Source organism: Rothia similimucilaginosa, from assembly GCF_029850875.1.
In the GTDB taxonomy this organism is placed as follows: domain Bacteria; phylum Actinomycetota; class Actinomycetes; order Actinomycetales; family Micrococcaceae; genus Rothia.
This window is the reverse complement of record NZ_JAOVAM010000003.1, coordinates 22,143-43,511: the sequence shown is the minus strand read 5'-3', so window position 1 is coordinate 43,511 and position 21,369 is coordinate 22,143. Positions and strand designations below refer to the sequence as shown.

Sequence of the window (21,369 nt, the reverse complement as noted above, 5' to 3'; positions counted from 1 at the left end):
CTTCCGATATTAACTCTCTGTAAAACGCACACACTTTCACTCACTTTTTGACCGAAAGACGCATTCACGTGGCTATTCATCGTAAAATTCTGCGCTGGCTCGAGAACGAACTGTTCGAGGGCAACATTCAGCTGGGCCAGGACCTGCCTAGTGATAGTGAAATTGCGCGCGCTATTGGTGTGAATCGTTCCCGTACCCGCGAGGCTCTACGCACCTTGGAAGATATGGATTTGGTGCAGCTGTACAACGGTCGCGGTAAGGAAATTCTTGTGCATTTGAGTGAGGAGCCGGCTTCCGCGGCGAGTGCTGCTCTACGCCTGCACATGTCCAGCTCGCGTTACCCGACTCGCGATCTGGTGCAGACCCGTATTTTGCTGGAAAGCTGGGCGATTGCGCGTATTGACCCGAAGACCGCCTCCTTCGCGGAAATGGACGAGGTCCTGGCGCAGATGGAAGATTTCGACCTGTCGATTCGTGATTTCCTGGAGCTTCTGCTGACTTTCCACCACCAGGTGATGCGTTGTGCGGGGAATGAACTGCTGGTGGGTATGCTCGCGTCGGTGCGTCAACCGAGCTTTGAGTCGATGCTATCGCTGGTGGGTCGCATGCCGCTGTGGAGTAGTGCTGTGGAACGTCTGCGTGCTGAGAGCCGCGCTATTGCGGAGGCTTTGAAGGCTGGCGATTCGGCGACGGCTCGTGCCATGGTGATTGCTCAGTTGCGCGGCATGTATTCCGATGCCGGTATTGATTTGGAGCAGGAGGCGACCTCTGCGAACGGTCTGCCGGGTGAGCCGGTTGCTTCTGAATTTGCGCCGGTTGATGTGGATGAGTTTACCACCGATGACTTTGATGATTTGATGCAGGACGATGCGTCCTTCGCCGATGTGGGGGCATTGCCTGCCCCGCATGCTCCTGTTGCGGCATCTGCTGAGCCGACTCAGGTTTCTGCTGCGGTGTCTGAGCAGTCTGAACACGAGGTTGCCCATGGCGATGAGGCGGTGTCTGAGGTTCCCTCCGAGCCGACTGATACTACAACTGGTGCGGATATTTATACTTTTGACAAGGTGGAACGCTCCAGTCCCGCTGCGTCTCAGGCCGCACCTGCTGCGGCTTCTGCAGCCCCCGCACAGCCTGCCGCTCATTCGGTGAGCCCGGATGTGCCGCTGAGCTTTGGCACCCCGCGCCGTAGCACCGCCCCCGTTGCTTCTGCAGCTTCGGTATCTGGTGCCCAGACACCCGCCGCCCAGGCTCCTGTCTCGCAGACTCTCAGCTCGCGGACTCTCAACGGTCAGTTGCCGAGCGTCTCTGCCGCGTACGCGCAGGAAGAGGCTGAGGGCCCCGCAAAGGTTCTGCGTGCTTCTACGGCGGCTCCGCGTCGTCGTAGCGGTCAGATCATTTCTCCGGTGCGTGCGACCATCATTAAGCCGGTGGATCGTAGCAAGATGCTGACTGCGCCTGCCCGTACCGCGCGTCCTGCGGCTGTTGTGACTGCCGCGGCTCCTGCGGAGACTGAGCCGGAGAATGTTATGCGTGCTCCGGCGCGCCAGGAGGCGCCCGCCGTTCAGCCTGCTGAACCTACCCGTCTTGAGGCGGCAGCGACCATCCACGACACCTATGAGAAGCTTCCGCATGATGAGCCGGTGCAGGAGTACCGCGGCATCTTCTCCAAGATGAAGCGTTTCTTCGGTGTGGATGTCTACGAGCCTGAGGTTGAGGATAGTACTGAGAAGGCTCAACCCGAGGCTAACACCGAGGCGAAGCCTGAGAAGTCCGCTGTGGGTGTGGGGGCGTTGGCTCGTGCCGAGGCTGAGCGCGTTGAGCGTTTGAAGGCGTTGCACGTGGCGGCTGAGGAAGAAGCCGCAGCGGAAAGCTCTGCTGAGGAGGGTTCTGTAGAAGAGCCGGTTGAAGAACCTGCTGAGGAATATAACCCCGCGCAGGAATCGGCTGAGGAGCCGGTAGAGGTCGACTCCCAGACTGAGGAGAGCATATCTGAGGGCACTGCTGTAGCTTCTTCCGGTTCGGTGCTGTCTCATGGCCGCGCTAAGGGCTCGAAGAAGTCTAAGAAGAAGCGTCGTTAGGGCTGCCGAATCCCCAATTTGACCCGCATATACCCTCGACATACCCGTGGGAAAAGCGGAAATTCAGGGAAAAACTCCTGAAAAGCCGCTCTCGAATGGTGAAAATGGGGGTAAACCTAGTACTCTAGGTAGGTAGCGCTCTAAAACGCAAGGGTATTTCTGTGCCTAAAATGCGTTTTGGATCGGTTATACCGGTATAAATATCCCCGGGTAGCTACCGAGTCGAATGGCTCGGCCGGGTACGAGTAAAGTGAGGAAATCCTATGGGTTCCGTTATCAAGAAGCGCCGCAAGCGTATGTCCAAGAAGAAGCACCGCAAGCTGCTTCGCAAGACCCGCCACCAGCGCCGCAACAAGAAGTAAAAAGACTTCTTTTGCCCCGCCCTCCGTATGGAGAGGCGGGGTTTTTATGTTCCTGCGGTTTTGCGGGCTGGGTTTTATGTCGTGTTTTTGTATTTGTAGAGCGTATGTGCGGGTCACCTGTTTGGGGTGGGGCGCGCTATTTGAGAGACTGGGATTATGACTGAAACTTCCACCATTAAAGTTCACCTCATGCGTCACGGCGAGGTGCACAACCCCGAGCGTATCGTGTACGGCCGTTTGCCCGGCTACCGTCTGTCCGATAAGGGCCAGCAGATGGTGCGTCTGAGCGCTGAGGAGTTTGCGGCTCGTGCTGAGCGCGGCACCCGTTTCGTGCATCTAGTCTGCTCGCCGTTGCAGCGTACCCGTGAGTCTGCTGCCCCGGTTGAAAAGCTGCTGGGCCTGACTGCGCAGCCGGATGAGCGCGTCATTGAGGCGGATAACTACTTTGAGGGTCTGCACGTGAACTCGCAGGAGCTGCTGAGGAACCCGCGTCACTGGACTAAGCTGTACAACCCGGCGCGCCCCTCCTGGGGTGAGTCGTACATGGACCAGATTCGCCGTATGGCTGCGGCTGTTCAGGATGCGGCGTGTACCGCCTATGAGCGCGGCGGTGAGGGTGCGGAGGCGATTATTGTGTCGCACCAGCTGCCGATTTGGATTACTCGCCTGGGTGTTGAGGGTCGCATGCTTCAACATGACCCGCGTGCCCGTGAGTGTAACCTGGCGTCGATTACGACTTTGGCGTTTAGCACCACTGATTTTGAGCATGAGATGCCGCATTTTGTGGAGTATTCGGAGCCTGCTGCGCCTCTGTACGGTGGTGTGATTCAGCTGCCCGGCAGCTAACAAACCCGGTAGCTAGTTCCTGAAGCTGTTTTTGAGCGTAGTAAGAGGCTGTGAGCATATCCGTTACGGATATGCTCACAGCCTCTTACTGTAAACCTTGAGGGGCACAGGAGCTACAAATCTAGCTGTCTTAACTAGTTCTGCCCGTTACCCTGAGTCGGGGTGCCGTCCCCAGGATCTCTAAGCTCAGGATCCTTAAGCTCGGGGTCATTAGGTTCGGAATCCTTATAATCAGAACCCTGCTTGTTGTTCGATTCTGCTTGGCGGCTGCGGCGTTCGCGTTCTGCTTTTGCCTTGAGCCAGCGCAGGTACTCTTCATCGTCGTCGGGGGAAGATACCGGGGGCACCGGGGTGTTGCGTCGCTGACTGAAGCTGGGGCGAGGAGCGCCTGCTGCGGGCTGTGCCTTGGGGCGGCCCAGGATGAGCCACATGATCGGGCCCACCATGGGGAAGAACAGGGTGACGAGAATCCACAGCCACTTGGGCAGGGTTCGCGCCTCGTGTGCGGGGGTGCGGACGGCATCCAAGAAGGTGTATAGGGTCAGCCCCACGATGAGGGCGGCGCCGCCAATAATCAGCATGGCTCGAATCATAAGCACTACTATGACATACCGCCGCGTTATTGCGGAACTATGAACCGGGTGCCCGCTAGCGGCGTAACAGCGCGGTAATCCGGTGCAGATTCGTGCGTCGGCTTAGTATCCGGTGAACACCTGAATTTCGTGGCTAATAATATCCAGCGAACCCAGCCATACGGCGAGGGCAAGAATCACGGAGTACACGAGCGCCACAATACCCGCCTGTTTGAGGACCGGAATCAGCTCGCGGCCGCCGCGTGTCCACACGGTCAAGCAGGAGTGGATGGTCGGGCCGACCAGCAGGAAAATTAGCAGGAACCAGGGGTTCTCATCGAGCAGAAGCACTACCAGACCCAGTGCCAGGGCCATCTCCACAATGTAGGTGATGCGCGACCAGCGTTCGCCCAGGCGGACCGCCAAGGTCAGCTTGCCCGCCTCAATATCGGTGGGAATGTCACGCACATTATTAGCCATCAGCAAGGCACAAGAAATCAGACCAACGCCGATAGCGCCAACCCAGCCGAGCAGGGTCAGGGTGTGCGCCTGAGTGTAGAGAGTGCCCAGGGTGGCAACTAGACCAAAGTAGACGAAGACGAACACGTCGCCCAGGCCCATGTAGCCGTAGGGGTGCTTGCCGCCGGTGTAGCCCCACGCCGCAAAGACGCTGGAGGCGCCAATCGCCAGGAACCACCACTGGTTCGCCAGTGCCACCAGGGCAAGACCCGCAAGCATCGCTAGACCGAAGCAGGCGAAGGCGGCGAACTTGACGGAGCGGGGGCTTGCCGCGCCGGAACCGACGAGGCGTAGCGGACCCACGCGGTCTTCGTCGGTGCCCTTGATGCCGTCGGAGTAGTCGTTGGCGTAGTTCACGCCGACCTGCAGGAAGAACGCTACGAGGAATGCCAAGAACGCGTAGAGTGGCTTGAATTCGTTGATCTCGTAGGCGGCAGCTGAGCCGGCAATAATGGGGGCGACGGCGAGCGGCAGGGTGCGCAGGCGAGCGCCTTCAATCCATTGGGCGGCAGTTGCCACGGGGGTTCCTTCCGGGTCTAAGTGCGTATGATGCGTGGGTGTTGTGACGGTGACGGTTAGGGCGTGCGGGCGGTTGCGTGTACGGGGTGAAAACCCGCGGATGAGCCTGCTTTAGCCCTGACGATAGTCTCTGTCCAGGATACTGTATATTTTTGCGCGATCCGGCTTGCCGGTGCTGGTAAGAGGGAAATCCGGCAGGATGCTCAGCTGCTTGGGTGCGGCGGGGGCGCCGAGCTTTTCAGTGCAGCGGGCACGTAGCAGGGTGCAGAGTTCTTCGTTTAGGGCGGGGCTATTCTCGGTAGAGGCAGCTACGGTATCGATAGAGGGTACCAGCGTGACCGCGGCGGCAATGGCGGTACCCCAGCGGGCATCGGGTAGGCCGACTACGCAGGCTTCGCGTACGGCAGGATGCTCTTCGAGGACGGTTGCCACGGCGCGGGCGGAGATTTTTATGCCTCCGCTGATGAGCACGTCGTCGCTACGGCCGAGCACCTGCAGGCGCTGCTCGCTACAGTTCTTGTTGCTGTCGGGAGCCAACCGACCGTAGTCGTCGGTGCGGTACCAGCGGGTGCCGTTAGCGGCGGTGAAGAAGTGCTCGGCGGTGCGGGCGGTATCGCCAATGTAGCCGCTGGCGAGGTGCGTGCCGCTGATCCAAATACGACCAACCTGTGCGGGCTTCCCCTCAATATCCGGCACGGCGGGCATACCTTCTTCAGGCACGAGCTCCACCCGCATACCGGGCAGAACAGAGCCGGAATAGACACAACCGCCGGCGGTTTCGGCACTACCGTAGGTGGTCACCGTGGTCAGACCCAGCGTGGTGGAGACGGCGAGCAGGTCAGCGCTGGCGGGGGCGCCTCCGAGCAGGATTCCGGTGAAGGAGCCGAGTGCCTCGTGAATCTCAGAGCCCAGGTGCGGGTCGGCGTCCGCGCTTTCAAGGAGCTTATGGAGCTGGGTGGGCACCAGGGAGATAAACCGGCGTGCTGAGTTCATCTGCTGAACCGCCTGCAGGAAAACTTCGGGGCTAAAGTGCACCGATTCGGTCACGGAGCGGGCAATGACCGGGGTGGTACCGGCAAGTACGGAGCGGGCGAGCACCTGTGCACCGGCAATATAGTGCGCCGGAAGGGCCAGGAGCCATTGCGAGGCAGCATCGGAGTTTGAGCCGAAGAAGTTCTCGGTGGCTGCCGCACTGGCGGCAAGAGCTCGCGCGGTCAGTGCGGTGCGTTTGGGGGTTCCGGTGGATCCGGAGGTGCCCACCACCAGGGCAATAGGGTCCACAGCCTCTACGCCCTCGGAGCCCGCGCTTTCCGCCTCTGCACTCTCCGTACCAGCACCCGCCGCGTACCCACCCAGCAGCTGCTCAAAGGCTCCTAGCATGGCGTGAGGGTCGGCGGGCTGATTGGCACGCACCTGTACCGCCTGCGGGTGCAGGGTAGCCTCCTGCGGGGCGGGGGAAGGCACGAGCCCGGGTACGGGGGTGTTCATCATAAGAGATCCTTGAGTGGTTGTGTGCGCCGGGGGGGCTATGCCGGGTTGGGGAGGCATCAAATGCGCCGGAGCCGGATTCTTAGCTGAAGGTATCAGGGGTTGAATCCGGCTCCGAGCCTATGCATCTGAAATTACTTCTGCGGAAAGGGGCTGCCTCTTAGAAGTAGTAGGGGTAGTTGGACCAGTCCGGGTCACGCTTCTGCAAGAACGCGTCGCGACCCTCCACAGCCTCGTCGGTCATGTACGCCATGCGGGTTGCCTCACCGGCGAAGACCTGCTGGCCGAGCATGCCGTCATCAGGCAGGTTGAAGGCGTACTTGAGCATGCGAATTGCCTGCGGGGACTGGCGGGCAATGTGTGCCGCGTATTCCAGGCCCTTATTCTCAAGCTCTGCGTGGGGGACTACGTCGTTGACTGCACCCATTTCGTACATGCGCTGTGCGTCGTATTCCTTGGCGAGGAAGAAGATTTCGCGGGCGAACTTCTGACCCACCTGGCGTGCAAGCAGCGCCGAACCGTAGCCTGCGTCGAAGGAGCCGACGGTTGCGTCGGTCTGCTTGAACTTGCCGTACTCTTCGGAAGCGATGGTCAGGTCGGCTACCACGTGCAGGGAGTGGCCGCCGCCTGCAGCCCAGCCGGAGACGAGGGCGATAACGACCTTGGGCATGGTGCGGATGAGGCGCTGCACTTCTAGGATGTGCAGTCGGCCTGCGCGTGCCGGGTCGATGCTTTCTGCGGTGTCGCCGCTGGCGTAGTGGTAGCCGTCGCGGCCGCGGATGCGCTGGTCGCCGCCGGAGCAGAATGCCCAGCCGCCGTCCTTGGCGGAGGGGCCGTTGCCGGTGAGTAGTACGGTGCCTACGTTGGAGGTCATGCGGGCATGGTCGAGGGCGCGGTAGAGTTCGTCCACGGTGTGCGGGCGGAATGCGTTGCGGACCTCGGGGCGGTCGAATGCGATGCGCACGGTGGGCAGATCGCGGAGGATTTCTCCGTTTTCGTCGCGCTCAACCTGGCGGTGGTAGGTGATGTCGGTGAAGTCTTCGAAGCCTTCGACGATGCGCCAGTTGGCGGGGTTGAAGATGTCCGAGACCTTTTCGGGAAGTTGTGCAGTCATAGACCCTATTTTACGTTGCCCGGGCATTGCCTGAGGTTGTGGCATGGGGTGCCCGCATATAAGAAGGCCCGGACCGCGTGTGTGCGGACCGGGCCTTAGAAGTTGGGTAAGGAACCTTACCCTGCCTCAGTTATTTGTAGGTTACTCGACCTTTGCGAGCTCTACTGCGCGGTCGAACTCTTCCTCAATGACCTGGTTCTTCTTGTAGGTAATCAGGGAGACGATGATTGCGACCAGCATCGCCGAAGCAAAGCCGGGAACCATTTCGTAGAGTACGGACTTCATCGGGCTCTGACCCCATGCGAACGCCACAACGGCACCGGTAATCATGGAGGCAAGCGCGCCCTGGGTGGTTAGCTTACGCCAGTAGAGGGAGAGTAGAACGGTCGGTCCGAATGCCGAACCGAAACCAGCCCACGCGAATGCGACCAGCTGCAGAATGGAGCTGTTGGGGTTCCATGCCAGGGCACCGGCGACCAGTGCCACGATTGCCACGCCTGCACGGCCGAGCCACAGGGACTTGGCGGCGCTGAGCTTCTTTGAGGAGAAGATACCGTAGAGGTCCTCCACCAGAGCGGAGGAGCACACGATCAGCTGTGAGGAGAGGGTGGACATAATTGCCGCCAGAACCGCAGCCAAGATGAGACCTGCAATAAAGGGGTGGAAGAGAATCTGCGAGAGGTCCAGGAAGACCGACTCCGCGGTTTCCGGGTTGGTGAGGGATGCCTCGGGGTGGCGTGCAAAGTAGGCGATACCCATGAATGCACCGCTGAGCGCACCGAACACGGTCAGGACCATCCAGCTGATGCCGATGCGGCGGCCGGACTTTGCGTCTTCGGGGGTGCGCATTGCCATGAAGCGCACGATAATGTGAGGCTGGCCGAAGTATCCCAAACCCCATGCGAGGGATGAAACAATGCCGGCGAAAGTGGTGCCTGCGAAGATGCTGAGTGCGTCGGGGCGAACCTGGCTGATGGATTCAACCACCGGGTCCACACCGCCAAGATCGATGATGGTGATAATCGGCACGGCAATGAGTGCTGCAAGCATGAGCAGACCCTGAACCATGTCGGTGTAGGAGGCGCCCATGAAGCCGCCGAAAAGGGTGTAGAACACGGTAATGCCTGCCAGCAGGAGCATGCCGGTGTGGTATTCCTGGCCGAAGGAGGACTTGAAGAACAGACCACCGGACACCATACCGGAGGAGACGTAGAAGGTGAAGAACACCAGAATCACGATGCCGGAGACGATGCGCAGCACGCGCTTGGTGTCATGGAGGCGGTTGCTCAGGAAGACGGGGACGGTCACGGCGTCGCCTGCTACTTCGGTGTAGCTACGCAGTCTCGGTGCCACGAACTTCCAGTTGCACCATGCGCCAATGGTCAGACCGACGGCGAGCCATGCCTGGGAGAGACCGCTGAGGTAGACGGCGCCGGGCAGACCCATGAGGAGCCAACCGGACATATCGGAGGCGCCTGCTGAGAGAGCGGCGACCGTGGGGGAGAGCTGCCGCCCGCCCAGCACGTAGTCGTCGAGGCTGTTGTTTTTGCTATTTGCCCATAGGCCGATTGCGATCATGGCAACAAAATAAATCGCCAGCGCGATGACCTGGTATGTACTCGCGGCCATAATGTTCCTTCTCTCCTGGTGATAATACGTGTCTATGTGTATTTATGCACTACGCCATAACTTTATGAGTGGCATAGGATACAGTCTAGGCTTTGAAAGGCTGAAAATAAAGTCTATTTGACGGTTAGAGATGAGAAGTTGTGGAATAAATATGTATTTGCTGTGTAAATTTTATGGTCGTACAGGTGGGGGGCTGTGGGAGCATGTGCGAAAAAGTGCCCTAAAAATCCCTGAATTTCAGGGTTTCGGGCACTTGAGTCAAAGATATGTACTTGAAAAGCAACGCAAACGCTCAATGGCATATGCATATAAAACGGATTAAACGAAAAATTTAAAAGCCGTTCAGAGTGTTGAACTGTCGTAAAACAATGTCACAGAAGCTTAGAAATCCTTCACGACCCACGGCTCAGAAGCCATACGAGCCGGGTCAAAACGCTCCAAAATTGCCGCGGCATTGGGCACCGGAGCATCCGCCGAATGGACAGAGCCATCGACGTTATACACCGGAATAGAAGCGGCAATCCACCCCAAAATCGTCGGGATTTCAATGCCCGCCTCACGCAGCTGCGGCAGGGTCACCGCACCATCACGCTTTGCCAGACGCTTACCTTCCTCGTTGAGTGCCAGTGGTACGTGAGCGTAACGCGGCTGTGCCAAACCCAAAAGCTGCGCCAAATACGACTGGCGAGGCGCAGAAGGGAGTAGATCATCACCGCGCACAATCTGCTCAACCCCCACAAAGGCATCATCCACCACGGAAGTCAGGTTATAGGCGTAGGTGCCGTCATTGCGTACCAGCACAAAATCATCCACCAGCCCCGTGTAGGCACCGTAAAAATCATCCTGCACCGTGTAGCTCGTGTGCTCAGCGCGCAGGCGCAGAGCTGGCGGACGCTGAACGCCACGCTCCTTCCGTTGTGCTTCTGTCAGCCCACGGCAGGTACCCGGGTATGCGCCCGGCGCGCCGTGCGGGGCACTTGAGGCCTCCTGAATTTCGCGGCGAGTACAGAAACACTCATAGACGAGTCCCGCCTCGCGTAGCAGTTGAACCGCCTGCGCGTAGGCGGCAATGCGCGTGCTCTGGTACAGTACGCCTGCTTCCTTGCCCTCGGTGCTTTCGCTGCCCTCAATACGCCCTGTCGGGGCGCCGGGGCTCGCATCCCAACCCAAACCCAGAGCCGCCAAATCAGCAATCTGACGCTCCGCAGCACCCGGGCGCACGCGATCCAAATCCTCCACACGCAGATAGAAGGGATTGCCACTGCGGCGCGCCATCGCCCACGCCAAAATAGCGGTACGCAAATTACCCAGATGCAAGTCTCCCGAAGGGGAAGGGGCGTAGCGTCCGGTGCCGCTGGGGAAAGGCTGAGCTGAGGGGTTAGAAAATGGGGTAGGGGAAGAAGTCATACTCCTATCCTATAGGGGTGTTAGATGCGGGTTTAACCGTACGCACAACTCTAGATTGAGTGGCATCGTGGCATAAATACTGCGTCTATGGATGCACGCCGGACTCTTTGAGGAGCTCCTTTGGCGATGCTGCGCTGTTCAAACAATCCGGAGAGGTTGATAATGCTCACCACGTTCCTGTTGCTAAAGATAAGTTTGTGCAAAATAATGCACTTTCATTGCCTTGAATCGTTAACGAACAGTAAATTTCTGTTCTCTGAAGCCTGAATAACCCCTCAGACGCTAAAAATTCCAGTAGGGTTGTATTTATGGCTCGTACTATTGAACTCGCAGACGGTGTGTACCGCATTGCGACCGATAACTACCGACTGAACACCGGATTGGTCCTCGGGCTGGAACGTGCACTAGTCGTAGATACCGGCGCTGGTCCCCGTCAGGCAACCGAAATTTATGATGAGGTTCGCCGTCTCACGCGCCTTCCTATTACCGTCGTAAACACTCACGGTCACTATGAGCGTTTCTTCGGCAACGATGTTTTCGCGGCAATGGGTGCCGAAGAATTCTGGGCGCATCCTCGCGCCGCGCGTGCAATCCGTAAATACGGTGAGGCGCAGCGTCCCTATGTCGAGACGCTGGAACCGGAAATGGCACATAACCAGGGTGCCGCCACTAATATTGTTATTCCCAACCGCTTGGTCGCCAATAGGGGCGACGGCATCACTTTCACCCCCATCGACCTGGGTGAGCGTAGCGCGACCCTGATGTACATGGGACCCGGTCACACCGATGGTGACATTATGGTCGGTGTTGAAGATGTGCTGTTCATGGGTGGTCTGATTGAAGAGGGTACCGACCCCTACTTTGAGGATTCTTTCCCCGATCGTTGGATTGATACTCTCGGTGCGGTGCTCGAATTTGATCGCTACCGCGTGTTTGTGCCCGGTAACGGTGAGCCGGTGGACCGCACCTTCGTGGAGCGTGAACGGAACACCATGGTGACCGCTATTGAGTCGATTCGTTCCTCCACTTTAGATCGTGATGACGAGGCGACGACCGCAGCAATGTATAAGCTGCCGTATGCGCCGGGTGCTACTCGCTTCCTGCTGGATCGTTTGGCTCAGCTTGAAGACGCACCGGTAGCGGCGTACCTCGAAGCGGATCACCCGGATACCAGTGGCTTCACCGGTCCGATTACTCTGGGTCAGGCTTTGCACTAAACCTCTATATGCAATATGCCTAATGGAGCATAAATACAGGTGAGGACTGGTTTCTATGACGGAAACCAGTCCTCACCTTTTATATGCCCATAACCTTAGGGTACGTATTTAGCGCTGAACGTACTGGGTGCGCATTGCCTCGCAATCAGTCGCCAAGGAAGCGGGGATATCGCCCATTGCCTTGCAGAGCTGCATAAAACGGTGACGCCAATCTAGATGCTGCAGAGCCTGACGAATCTGATGTTCACCCTGCGCGGGGGTCCAGCGGCAGGTGGCTTCGGCAACCTGCGTAAGGCCGGCGCGTGCATCCGTGTGATCAATGTCGATGGTCGCGCCGTCCCAAAGGATTTCACGTACGGTGGTGGTGTTCGGGACCTTGCCGACAACGGTCACGCCCGAAGCCAGAGCATCGGTCCAACGGCCGGTGATGTACTCCTTGGTCGGGTGAGTGTAGGATGCCGGGCTGACCGAAGTGGAGAATGCCAGCAGGAACTTCGCACGGTTCAGAGAATCCTGCAGGTGCTGAGCCGATTCGCGGTCGTTTGCGCCGAAGGGCGGGCGGCCCTCAAAACTCAGACTCAGCTCCGTGGCGAGGGCGGCTGTTGCCTCGTCATCTTCGTATGCGGCGGGCTGACGACCCACACGCAACAGATCGGTGCTCTTCGACTCCAGCGAAGCCAGACGGTCACTGAACTTGCTCCAAACATCCGCGCCCCAGGGCAGAACGCCGGGAGTCTTCACACCCGCAGCGGTCCAGGGCTGAACGTCATCAACGTCGGCAACGAAAATACGGTCGTAGGTGGAGGATTTAGCCACCGCGGGAATACGGTCATCCCAGAAGCTATCAATCACCCAGCCGTAGATAGCGCCGTAGCGGCGGAAAACGAAGGAACGCTGCGAAATGGCGTACAGCTGACCGGGATCAGAAGCAATCACCACGCATCGATTGGAACCGCCCTTGAGGCGGGGCAGACGTGCCAGAAGCTTCGTTTCCTTGCTGAGGGATGCGCCCACATCCACGGTGTGTATAGTACCGCCGGTGTAGCGAGCGAGAAGCTCCGCCATAGCGTGTACGGGAACCCAACCGGCTCCGGAGGGGACAGCGACAATAATATCGAGTGAGCTCATGAGAATCCTTGGGAGCAACGCCCGCCGCATACACCGGGCTCACCGGGGTAAAACCTCGGGTTGTGTGCGGTGTGCATCAGCGGCGAGAGCGTGAATGTCAATAAAAGATAGATAAGGTGCCTTGCATCAGCAGGCGCGCAGAAAAACGCGAATGTAGCGGCGAGTGAAACCGCTACGACCGGCTAGATTCAGCCACGGAAGGCTACGGCACAGGTAGTTTTCAGTATATCGGTCAACTCTGCGGATGGGGCTTACCTGCAACCTTTAGAAACGGCTTTAGGGTGTGTGAATGCACACCTCAATGCCTGATTCGGTACCAAAACCGGCAGCCATGCGCGCCAGATCAGTATTCGGGGCGGCAGCCACCGTAAAGAAACGATCCACAGCGGCGGTGAACTGCTTCTGACGAGCTATATCGCCGTGTTCAAGGGTCGTGAAAATACCGCCGCCGGCATCGTCAAAGACCTCAACGCGTAGTTCGGGCAGAAGCTCAGTATTTGGCAGGTTCAGCGAGGACACATCGTGCTGGAAGGTTAGGTCACCGCACAGCAGAGTCACCGGCAGCGCGGCGCCGCCAATGACCGGGCGGGAATTCTCATCCATGCCGGCAGGGTAATAGCCCGACAGGGACACGCCAATAGCGGTCGCAATGGTGCCGTCAATACCGGCAAGACCGCGATTAGCAAATACGCGCGTGGGGGCGGGCTCGCCCAGGGCGGGGGCTGCCGCATCCAAATCACGCACCAGGTTTGAGGATCCCAGCACCATGAGGCGGCGCTGAGTCACCGCATCCTGCCAGACGCGGCGGGCGTAGGAGCGGCCAGCTGTGCGGTTGCGGTAATTAGTGTAGTCAACCGAACTTTTAGCATCGGGGTGTTCGTAGGCGGCAATGGCGCGCAGGCATTCCTCCTGTAGCTTGCGTGCCGGGGTAACCCACTGCTCCAGCCAGCTCAGCTCGTCCACCTGCTCATTAGCGGCAACAGAGGATGCGCACGCAAACTCAGCAAGCTCGTGCGGGGTCGATAACTCCACGAAGGAGCGAACCCCCGGCTCGTACCAGCTGGCGCGGCGCGGGGCGTAGAACGCGCACTGAATATCTTCGCGTTCCAACAGCGCCGTAATCGGGCGCGAGAGCGTAGGGTGTCCGAAGAGCACCACATGCTCAATCTGCGCGGCGGGGGCGAACGAACCGTCAGCGAGTAGCTGCGGGTAGTGAGGAATGGAGGTCACGCCGTGGCGTGCCTCGGAGGAAGGCTCCGCAAATAGCGGCAGGTTCAGCACGCGCGCGAACTCCGCCGCAAACTCGCCGGCACCGTCAGCGGCAACCACCACGGTGCGATGCGTCGGAGTTAACTCCGCCAGGTCCGCCTGAGACTCCAAAGAATCCAGAAGCCAACGCTGCTCAGCGCTGGAGAGCCCGGGACTCTCAGCGCGGGCGGCGCGGGCGCGGCCCTCAGCCTGCGGGTCGTAATCCTCCAGTAGGCTCAGCGCCCACTGCGGAAGCATCTGCGCAAAACGACCCGAGGGGGTCAGCGGCGTATCGAAACAAATATTCAGGTGCACAGGGCCAATCGGCTCCGTCGAGTGCTTGCGCCAGTGCTCGGCGCTACGACCGGTCAGCGCATTCAGACAGGCGGCAAAAGCCTGAGTCTGCTCACCCTCCACCTGCTCGGGGTAGGAAGTCAAATCAGCTTCAGCGCGCACAAAAGGATGGAAGAAACTTGCCTGACGGGTCGTCTGATTCACGCCGCTACCGCGCAGATGCTCCGGGCGGTCCGCGCTCAGTACCGCCAGGGGCACGCCAGCGTGGTACGCCTCCATGACGGCGGGTACGTACTCGCCCAGTGCCGTACCGGAGGTGCACACCAGGCCGACGGGCTGACCGGATGCCTTGGCAATACCCAGGGCGGTAAAGGCTGCACTTCGCTCGTCCACGCGCACATGCGCAATGAGCGCGCCGGCTTCAGCGGCGGCGGCAATAGCGTAGGCAAGAGGTGCACTACGGGAACCCGGAGACACAACAACATGCCGCATACCGGCACGAATCAGCGAGTCGAGTACGGATACTGCGGTGAGCATGGCGGGGGTTGAGCGGTTCTCAGTCACCGTACCATTCTAAAGCCGTAAGGTATTTCATTCAGTTATGGTTACCCTTCACAGGTGCGACCTTGACAACTAACAGTCTTCATAGCCCGGCGGCGCGTTCCAGCACCCGGTAGCAGTCGGTGACGCGGTTTACCCACCACTGGCGGGTCTGTTCATCGGTGGCAAGACGCTCCAGACGCTGCGGGCTGGGGGTGATGGCACGCAGGTCCATAAACCCGTCGCAGGCGATGAGCGGCTCATCGGTGACGTCTTCAGCCATGAGGGAGACCGTGCCCAGGCCGCACCCGTACCTCAAAGTCGGTAGGGAAGCTGCCAGGGAGGCACCGGTGGCAATGCCCACCGAAGACTCCAGCGCAGAAGAAACCACTGCCGGAAGCTGCGCCTGCTTCACCAGTACGAGCGCACGACGTACACCGCCCAGCGGCGCCGCCTTAACAACCATCAGGTCCGCGGCGTTCGCACGGGCCACCTTCAGTGGGTCTTCCGCCTTACGAATCGACTCGTCTGCGGCAATTCGGACGGGCAGCCCCTCCTTAGCAATGGCAAAGCGGAGTGCAGCCATGTCCTCAATGGATGCCACCGGCTGCTCGGCGTAAATAATGCCGTAGTCGCAGAGCTTGTGCAGTGCCTCAAGGGCGCCACCGAGGGTGTAGCCCATGTTCGCGTCCACCTTCAAACGGGCATTCGGGAGAGCATCTCGTGCTGCCGCCACACGCGCAATATCGTCGGCGAGGCTCTGACCCTTCTCAGCCACCTTGATTTTGAGTTCCTGAATCTCACCCTCGTACTTGGTGAGCACCTGCGGAACACGCTCCGCTGCTACCGCCGGCAGGGTCGCGTTCAGCGGGATGCGCGTACGCACCGGCTCCGGTGCGGGTAACCATGCTGCCTCCAGAGCGCAGGCAAGCCACGCGGCAGACTCCTGCACGCCGTACTCGAGGAAGGGTGCGAACTCGCCCCAACCGTGCGGGCCGCGGATCAGTGCGCTCTGGCGGCTATTGACCCCGCGGAAGGTCACGGTCATCGGAATTTCGACCGTGAACAGGTTCTCCAGGACTTCCCGCAGGGGCGGCAGGGGAATGCTTGTGAGACGAAAACCGTAGCCGAGAGGTGGCACGCTCATACTGGTGTTCAAGGTATCTGCCCTTCTTTGATGCGCTATGAGCTCACCATAGCATTCTGGGGGCGGGTGGGCGCGCTCGCACCCTATCACGCATTCTCTGGAAACTCTCAGGTTATGGTCGAAAAAACTTTAGTTTTTCATAGCTTAACCTGGAATAGTAGGTAGTTATTCGCCCGAAAGAACAGGCGCTGTGGTACATGAAATCGGTGGCTTGGGGGCTACCGCCCAAACAGTGGGTACCGGCAGGGTGAATACCGCTAATAGATATGAGGGCCAGAAGGTACGGAGAGGTTATGAAGAAGACATCAAAAGAGCAAGCAACAGGTGCGGGGAATCCCGGTTGGGGTGATTCGGAGAACCTGGATGCTACTCGCGCTCTTCACCCTTCTGATAACGCGCCTACCACGGCTTTTAGCTCTGATGCGGCTGCAGTGCTCTCTGACTATCAGGACCCTACCCAGGTGCTTAGAGCCCACGAAACGGCCACCCCTGCTGCAAGGCACAGTGATGACCGTACGAAAGTTCTGAAGGATTACGGTTTATCGCTGGCTCACGAAGCTGCGTCTGTAGGTCCCACAAATGAGGGTTCCGCGAACGCTGAATCCGCGAATACCGAAGTTATTTCTTTGCACCCCGAACTTTCAGAGGTTATAGGTGCAACCCGTCCTCTGCCGCGTGCCTACCGCGCCCCCATCAAGATTCCTGAGACGATTCCCTCGCTACAGGAACGTGATTCTCAGGGCAACTACAGTGCGGATGAGCCGATGCAGGCTACTCGCCGTCTCAATCCACCGAAGCCTCCGGTGAGCGGTTTTCCGCTAAACAATCAGACGGGCGCCTCCCCAATGGGTGCGCGCCAGATGGGTGTGCCTCAGATGGGCGCGCAGCAGCCTGTTCCTCCGCAGATGCCCCCGCAGGCGCCTCCGCAGCCGGTGGCTTATCCGCCCGAGGCGTATCCTGCAGCTGCCTACCCGAACGGTGCGTATGTTCAGACCGGTCAGGTCCCCGTGGATGCTTCGGGCCGCCCGGTGGATCGTCCCGGCGAAGAGCAAGGGCACCATCTTCCGAGTAGCGGTATTCTGATGCGTCACGTGATGGCGTTGCTGTTCTTGGGGCTGTTGCTCTACGGTGTGTTCGCGTTCTTCATTTACACGACGACCGGCCAGCAGGTTGATGAGCAGGCGTACACCGAGTATGCAAACCAGTTCAAGAGCTACAGCGGTCCGACCCTGACCGCGCTGGATTCTCTCCCCGCGGTTGTCGGCATGATTGCCGTCTTGGGTCTGGTCGCGGTGCTGATTTGGAAGCATCGGTTCCTGCCCTTGCTGATTGGTGTGTTGGTCGGGGTTGCCGCGGTGACGAGTACGTATCTGCTCAAGCACTATCTGATTGTGAAACCTGATCTGGGCGTTCAGGAGGCACTGATCAACTCGGCACCCAGCGGCCACACGACCTTCGCGGCAGCAGCGGGTGCGGCTCTGTTCTTGGCGGCACCTCGTTTTTTGCGGCCTACGGTAGCGCTGTGTGCCGCGTTGGCGACCTGTCTGACGGGTGCCTCCACCATTATTAACGGGTGGCATCGCCCGGCGGATGTTGTGACCGCTATTCTGGTTACCGCCATCTGGACGGTTGTGGGTATGGGTGTGCTGCGTTATGTGCGTCCAGCAGATTTTGCGGTTCCGGCGCGTGGTGGTTTGGTGCTGGTGCCGTTGATGACGATTGCAACGCTGTTCCTGTCGTTCTGCGCGGTCATCCTGTATCTGATTGCGATTTTTGCGCCGATTCCCGGTGGTGCATTTACCGCGGCAACCTGCATGATTACTGCGGTGAGCTTTGGTACGACGGCGATGTTGGTGAGCCTGTTGCGTCCGCGTAATAGTAATCGCTCCGCCTATTCTAAGGTGTGGAGTTACCAGTAAATATTGTTCCCCTTCCTGCGCGGGTGTTTTAGTTTGATGTGAGCTGAGGCATTGTTTCGTTGCTAGCAGGGGAATACAATAATAAATAATTTAGTATTTTCTATACCAAATATAGGGAGGGGATTGTGTTCCCCCTTTCGCTCACCCCTGAAGAGAAAGGTGCGTACCATGGCAGGTACCCTTGAAGGCCGCGTCCTCGTATTTCCCCAGCTCACCGAAGCGCTGACCCCCTTTGACGATAAACCCCAGGCACGCAAGATCGTTGATGCCGACGGCGGTAACCTGACCCTCATGGAACTGGCTGCAGGCCAGTCCTGGCACGAGCACCATAGCGTACACCCCATCTTCGTGCAGGTGCTCAAGGGCGAGGTCCTCTTCCACGTGAAGGACCGCGATATTACCCTGGTGCCCGGCAAGCCCATCCACGTGACTGCCAAGCTGCTGCACTCCCTGCGCGCCGTGCAGGACTCCACCCTGCTGGTGACTATGCTGACCGGCGAATCGCACCCCGAACCCAAGGTCAATATTGACGTCGAAGAGGTCTAAACCCCGGTCTCTAAACCCCTGATCCCAAAACATTAGCTCGCCGCCGCATCTGCACAGGATGCCGCGGCGAGCTTTTTGTATGCCTTCATGCCCTTACGTATGCCGGTGAGAATACCCTCACGCTACACCCCGAGCTCTCTGCATGCTTATACACCGCGTGTAGCGTACCCTGAGAAGTACACTCCCGCTAATACTGCAGAGGACAACCCGAAAGGATACGCAATGCCCAAATCAGTACAACGCCCCGTCGTTCTTCTCACCGGCGCCAGCTCCGGTATTGGATACGACGTGGCGCCGCTACTGGTGCGCTACGGCTACACCGTATACGGTGCCGCCCGCCGCGTTGAGAAGATTGAAGAGCTCGCCTCCGAGGGTGTGAAAGCGCTGAGCCTGGACGTTACCGATGAGGCATCCATGGAAGCCGCCGTACAGCAGATCATTGACGCAGAAGGCCGCATTGACGTGCTCATCAACAACGCGGGCTACGGATTTTACGGCGCTATTGAAGACGTCCCCATCAACGAGGCACGTCGCCAGTTCGAGGTGAATCTCTTCGGCCTGGCGCGCCTCACCCAGCTGGTGTTGCCGCATATGCGCGCACGGGGTCGCGGGCGCATCCTGAACCTCTCCTCGATGGCGGGGCGTATTACCATGCCCCTCGGAGCCTGGTACCACGCCACCAAGTACGCCCTCGAAGCGTTCAGCGATGCATTGCGCATGGAAGTTGAAGAGTTCGGTATTGACGTGGTCATTATCGAGCCCGGCGGTATTAAGACCCCTTGGGGCCTCATCGCGGCAGACCACCTGGAGGAATCTTCCCGAAACGGTGTCTACGCTGAGCAGGCGCAGCGTGTTGCTGCAAATATGCGTAGGCTCTACTCGCCGTCCTCCAACCTCTCAGAGCCCAAAGTGATCTCTAGGACTATTCTGCGAGCCCTGGAGGCGCGCCGACCCAAGACCCGCTACCTGGTGGGTTTCGGTGCTAAGCCCTCCGTGTTCCTGCATACCGTGCTGCCGGACCGTCTCTTTGACAAGGTGGCGCGCCGTATCTTCTAGAACCGAAATAGCCGCGAACTAGAGCATTAAAAAGCGGGCGGTGCTGCGCGAAACAGAATGTTTCGTACAGCACCGCCCGCTATGTTTTTCAAGAGCTAGTACTAGTCTACTACGGTGTGGGTCGGATCGAGCACGCGCGCCAAGAAAGCCTGAGTACGTTCGTGCTGGGGGTTGCCAATCACCTGATCGGCGGGGCCCTCCTCCACGACCACGCCGTCGGCCATGAAGACGACCTTATCGGCGACCTCGCGGGCGAATGCCATCTCGTGAGTCACCACGATCATGGTCATGCCCTCGTTAGCAAGGTTGCGCATAATACTCAGAACCTCGCCGACCATCTCCGGGTCGAGCGCACTGGTCGGCTCGTCAAAGAGCATTAGGTCCGGGTTCATGGACAGCGCGCGTGCAATAGCCACACGCTGCTGCTGACCACCGGACAGCTGAGCCGGGAAACGGTCTTCCTTGCCTTCCAGACCCACCTTGGCGAGCTGCTCGAGGGCAACCGCCTCCGCCTCCGCCGTGGAACGGCCCAGAACCTTAATCTGAGCGATCGTGCAGTTATCAAGAATGTTCAGGTGACCGAACAGGTTGAACTGCTGGAACACCATACCCATGTGGGTACGCACGCGGTTAATGTCTACGTCCGGGTCGGTGACCTCGGTATCGCCCACCATGATGGTGCCGTCGTTCGGCTCCTCCAGCAGGTTCACGCAACGCAGCAGGGTGGACTTACCGGAACCCGAAGGGCCGATAAGGCACACGACCTCGCCCGGCTCGATCTGCATGTCAATGCCCTTAAGAACCTGAACCTTGCCGTAGGACTTGTGCAGGTTGGAGATGCGCACCGAGGAGGCGGCCATGGATGAAGTTGAAGCAGTCATAGTATCTTCCGTAATCCGTATCTGTCGTTGCGCTTACTTGCGGCCCGCAAGCTGGGTGCGGCGCTCAAAATATGCGGAGAGCTGGCCCAGCGGAACAGTGATAATCAGGTAGCACAGACCCGCAACCACCAGGGGAGTCAGACCCGCGTTAGCGGCGGTCAGGCCCTCACGGCCGAACTTTGCCAGCTCGTACTGAGAAACCGTCACGCCCAGCAGGTACACGAGGGAGGAGTCCTTGGTTAGCAGGATAACCTCGTTGGTCAGCGGGGGCAGAACCACGCGGAACGCCTGCGGAATAATGATCGAAATCATTGCACGAGTGTGGGACATACCCAGGGAACGTGCCGCCTCCATCTGGCCCTTCGGAATCGCCTGCAGACCCGCACGCAGAACCTCACTAATGTAAGCTGCCGAAACCATACCCAGGGACAGGGTCACCGGAATCAGGTTATCCACGAAGCGGATCTTGAACGCCAGGGGAATACCGTAACCGAAGGCGAAGAAGACCAGCAGCGCCGGGATACCGCGGAAAAGCTCCACGTACAGGGTCGCAATCCAACGGTAGGGGGCGATGGAAGAAATACGCATGAGCGCCAGCAGCAGACCGCCGGAGAGGCCCACGATAAAGCCCAAGGTGGTGTACAGCAGGGTGTTCTTCAATGCCACGGTGATGACGTCGGGGAACTGCTGAGCCGCAACATCAAGGTTGAATACCTGCTGGCTGAGGGTCTTCCAGTCAGCCAGCAGAATGGCCGTCAGGGCGATAACTGACAGAAGGGCGTACTGTGCGTAGCTGAAGAGCTTCTGCTTCTGGCGGGGTGAGAGTTTAGAGGACATGCGCTTTCTTATCCGTGTGCTA

At 59.1% G+C, this 21,369-nt stretch carries 18 protein-coding genes; 7 read left to right on the top strand and 11 right to left on the bottom strand.

Going from position 1 to position 21,369, the window contains the following annotated elements; translation table 11 throughout:
- Window positions 1–68: 68 nt before the first annotated feature.
- The 3 genes from QFX05_RS03035 (at window position 69) to QFX05_RS03025 (ending at window position 3,286) form a co-directional block, all read left to right on the top strand.
- Window positions 69–2,078, top strand: a complete 2,010-nt coding sequence (locus tag QFX05_RS03035) for a FadR/GntR family transcriptional regulator (RefSeq protein ID WP_279740800.1) — start codon at window positions 69–71, stop codon at window positions 2,076–2,078.
- 263 nt (window positions 2,079–2,341) lie between these two features.
- A complete protein-coding gene (locus tag QFX05_RS03030; protein WP_005504750.1) occupies window positions 2,342–2,440 on the top strand; it encodes a 30S ribosomal protein bS22 in 99 nt (32 codons plus the stop codon).
- A gap of 156 nt (window positions 2,441–2,596) precedes the next feature.
- On the top strand, window positions 2,597–3,286 hold the full coding sequence (locus QFX05_RS03025; protein ID WP_279740798.1) for a histidine phosphatase family protein: 690 nt from the start codon (window positions 2,597–2,599) through the stop codon (window positions 3,284–3,286).
- Window positions 3,287–3,420: 134 nt separating this feature from the next.
- Here QFX05_RS03025 and QFX05_RS03020 read toward each other — a convergent pair whose 3' ends face one another.
- The 6 genes from QFX05_RS03020 to gluQRS all read right to left on the bottom strand — a co-directional run bounded on the left by QFX05_RS03020 (window position 3,421) and on the right by gluQRS (window position 10,534).
- Window positions 3,421–3,879 carry a PLD nuclease N-terminal domain-containing protein gene (locus QFX05_RS03020; RefSeq protein WP_279740796.1) on the bottom strand — a complete coding sequence of 153 codons (459 nt, stop codon included), beginning with the start codon at window positions 3,877–3,879 and terminating at the stop codon, window positions 3,421–3,423.
- Between the two features lie 102 nt (window positions 3,880–3,981).
- On the bottom strand, window positions 3,982–4,896 hold the full coding sequence (locus QFX05_RS03015; RefSeq protein ID WP_279740794.1) for a 1,4-dihydroxy-2-naphthoate polyprenyltransferase: 915 nt from the start codon (window positions 4,894–4,896) through the stop codon (window positions 3,982–3,984).
- Between the two features lie 111 nt (window positions 4,897–5,007).
- Window positions 5,008–6,387, bottom strand: coding sequence for an AMP-binding protein (locus QFX05_RS03010; protein ID WP_279740792.1), 1,380 nt, complete (start codon window positions 6,385–6,387; stop codon window positions 5,008–5,010).
- Between the two features lie 157 nt (window positions 6,388–6,544).
- On the bottom strand, window positions 6,545–7,498 hold the full coding sequence (locus tag QFX05_RS03005) for a 1,4-dihydroxy-2-naphthoyl-CoA synthase (protein WP_279740790.1): 954 nt from the start codon (window positions 7,496–7,498) through the stop codon (window positions 6,545–6,547).
- 141 nt (window positions 7,499–7,639) lie between these two features.
- Complete coding sequence (gene putP, locus QFX05_RS03000; protein ID WP_279740789.1) at window positions 7,640–9,127, bottom strand: sodium/proline symporter PutP; 1,488 nt, start codon at window positions 9,125–9,127, stop codon at window positions 7,640–7,642.
- Window positions 9,128–9,508: 381 nt separating this feature from the next.
- Entirely contained in the window at window positions 9,509–10,534 is a 1,026-nt protein-coding gene (gene gluQRS / locus QFX05_RS02995; RefSeq protein ID WP_279740788.1) for a tRNA glutamyl-Q(34) synthetase GluQRS, read from the bottom strand.
- Window positions 10,535–10,842: 308 nt separating this feature from the next.
- On the opposite strand from gluQRS, the gene QFX05_RS02990 reads away from it, so the two are divergent.
- Window positions 10,843–11,751 (top strand): MBL fold metallo-hydrolase, encoded by a 909-nt coding sequence (locus tag QFX05_RS02990; RefSeq protein ID WP_279740787.1) that lies wholly within the window; start codon window positions 10,843–10,845, stop codon window positions 11,749–11,751.
- Window positions 11,752–11,859: 108 nt separating this feature from the next.
- On the opposite strand, the gene QFX05_RS02985 is transcribed toward QFX05_RS02990, so the two are convergent.
- The 3 genes from QFX05_RS02985 to QFX05_RS02975 form a co-directional block, all read right to left on the bottom strand.
- The gene (locus tag QFX05_RS02985; protein WP_279740786.1) at window positions 11,860–12,879 is read right to left on the bottom strand and encodes a glycosyltransferase; all 1,020 of its coding nucleotides are present in this window, start codon (window positions 12,877–12,879) and stop codon (window positions 11,860–11,862) included.
- A 276-nt stretch (window positions 12,880–13,155) separates the two neighbouring features.
- A complete protein-coding gene (gene menD, locus QFX05_RS02980; protein WP_279740785.1) occupies window positions 13,156–14,985 on the bottom strand; it encodes a 2-succinyl-5-enolpyruvyl-6-hydroxy-3-cyclohexene-1-carboxylic-acid synthase in 1,830 nt (609 codons plus the stop codon).
- Between the two features lie 79 nt (window positions 14,986–15,064).
- Window positions 15,065–16,108, bottom strand: coding sequence for an o-succinylbenzoate synthase (locus tag QFX05_RS02975; protein ID WP_279740784.1), 1,044 nt, complete (start codon window positions 16,106–16,108; stop codon window positions 15,065–15,067).
- 293 nt (window positions 16,109–16,401) lie between these two features.
- On the opposite strand from QFX05_RS02975, the gene QFX05_RS02970 reads away from it, so the two are divergent.
- From QFX05_RS02970 to QFX05_RS02960, 3 genes are all read left to right on the top strand, one after another.
- On the top strand, window positions 16,402–18,027 hold the full coding sequence (locus QFX05_RS02970) for a phosphatase PAP2 family protein (protein ID WP_279740783.1): 1,626 nt from the start codon (window positions 16,402–16,404) through the stop codon (window positions 18,025–18,027).
- Window positions 18,028–18,195: 168 nt separating this feature from the next.
- Window positions 18,196–18,573, top strand: coding sequence for a cupin domain-containing protein (locus tag QFX05_RS02965; RefSeq protein WP_279740781.1), 378 nt, complete (start codon window positions 18,196–18,198; stop codon window positions 18,571–18,573).
- 222 nt (window positions 18,574–18,795) lie between these two features.
- Entirely contained in the window at window positions 18,796–19,629 is an 834-nt protein-coding gene (locus QFX05_RS02960) for an oxidoreductase (protein ID WP_279740779.1), read from the top strand.
- Between the two features lie 101 nt (window positions 19,630–19,730).
- On the opposite strand, the gene QFX05_RS02955 is transcribed toward QFX05_RS02960, so the two are convergent.
- Complete coding sequence (locus tag QFX05_RS02955; RefSeq protein ID WP_279740778.1) at window positions 19,731–20,510, bottom strand: amino acid ABC transporter ATP-binding protein; 780 nt, start codon at window positions 20,508–20,510, stop codon at window positions 19,731–19,733.
- Window positions 20,511–20,543: 33 nt separating this feature from the next.
- On the bottom strand, window positions 20,544–21,347 hold the full coding sequence (locus QFX05_RS02950) for an amino acid ABC transporter permease (RefSeq protein WP_279740777.1): 804 nt from the start codon (window positions 21,345–21,347) through the stop codon (window positions 20,544–20,546).
- Between the last annotated feature and the right edge of the window lie 22 nt (window positions 21,348–21,369).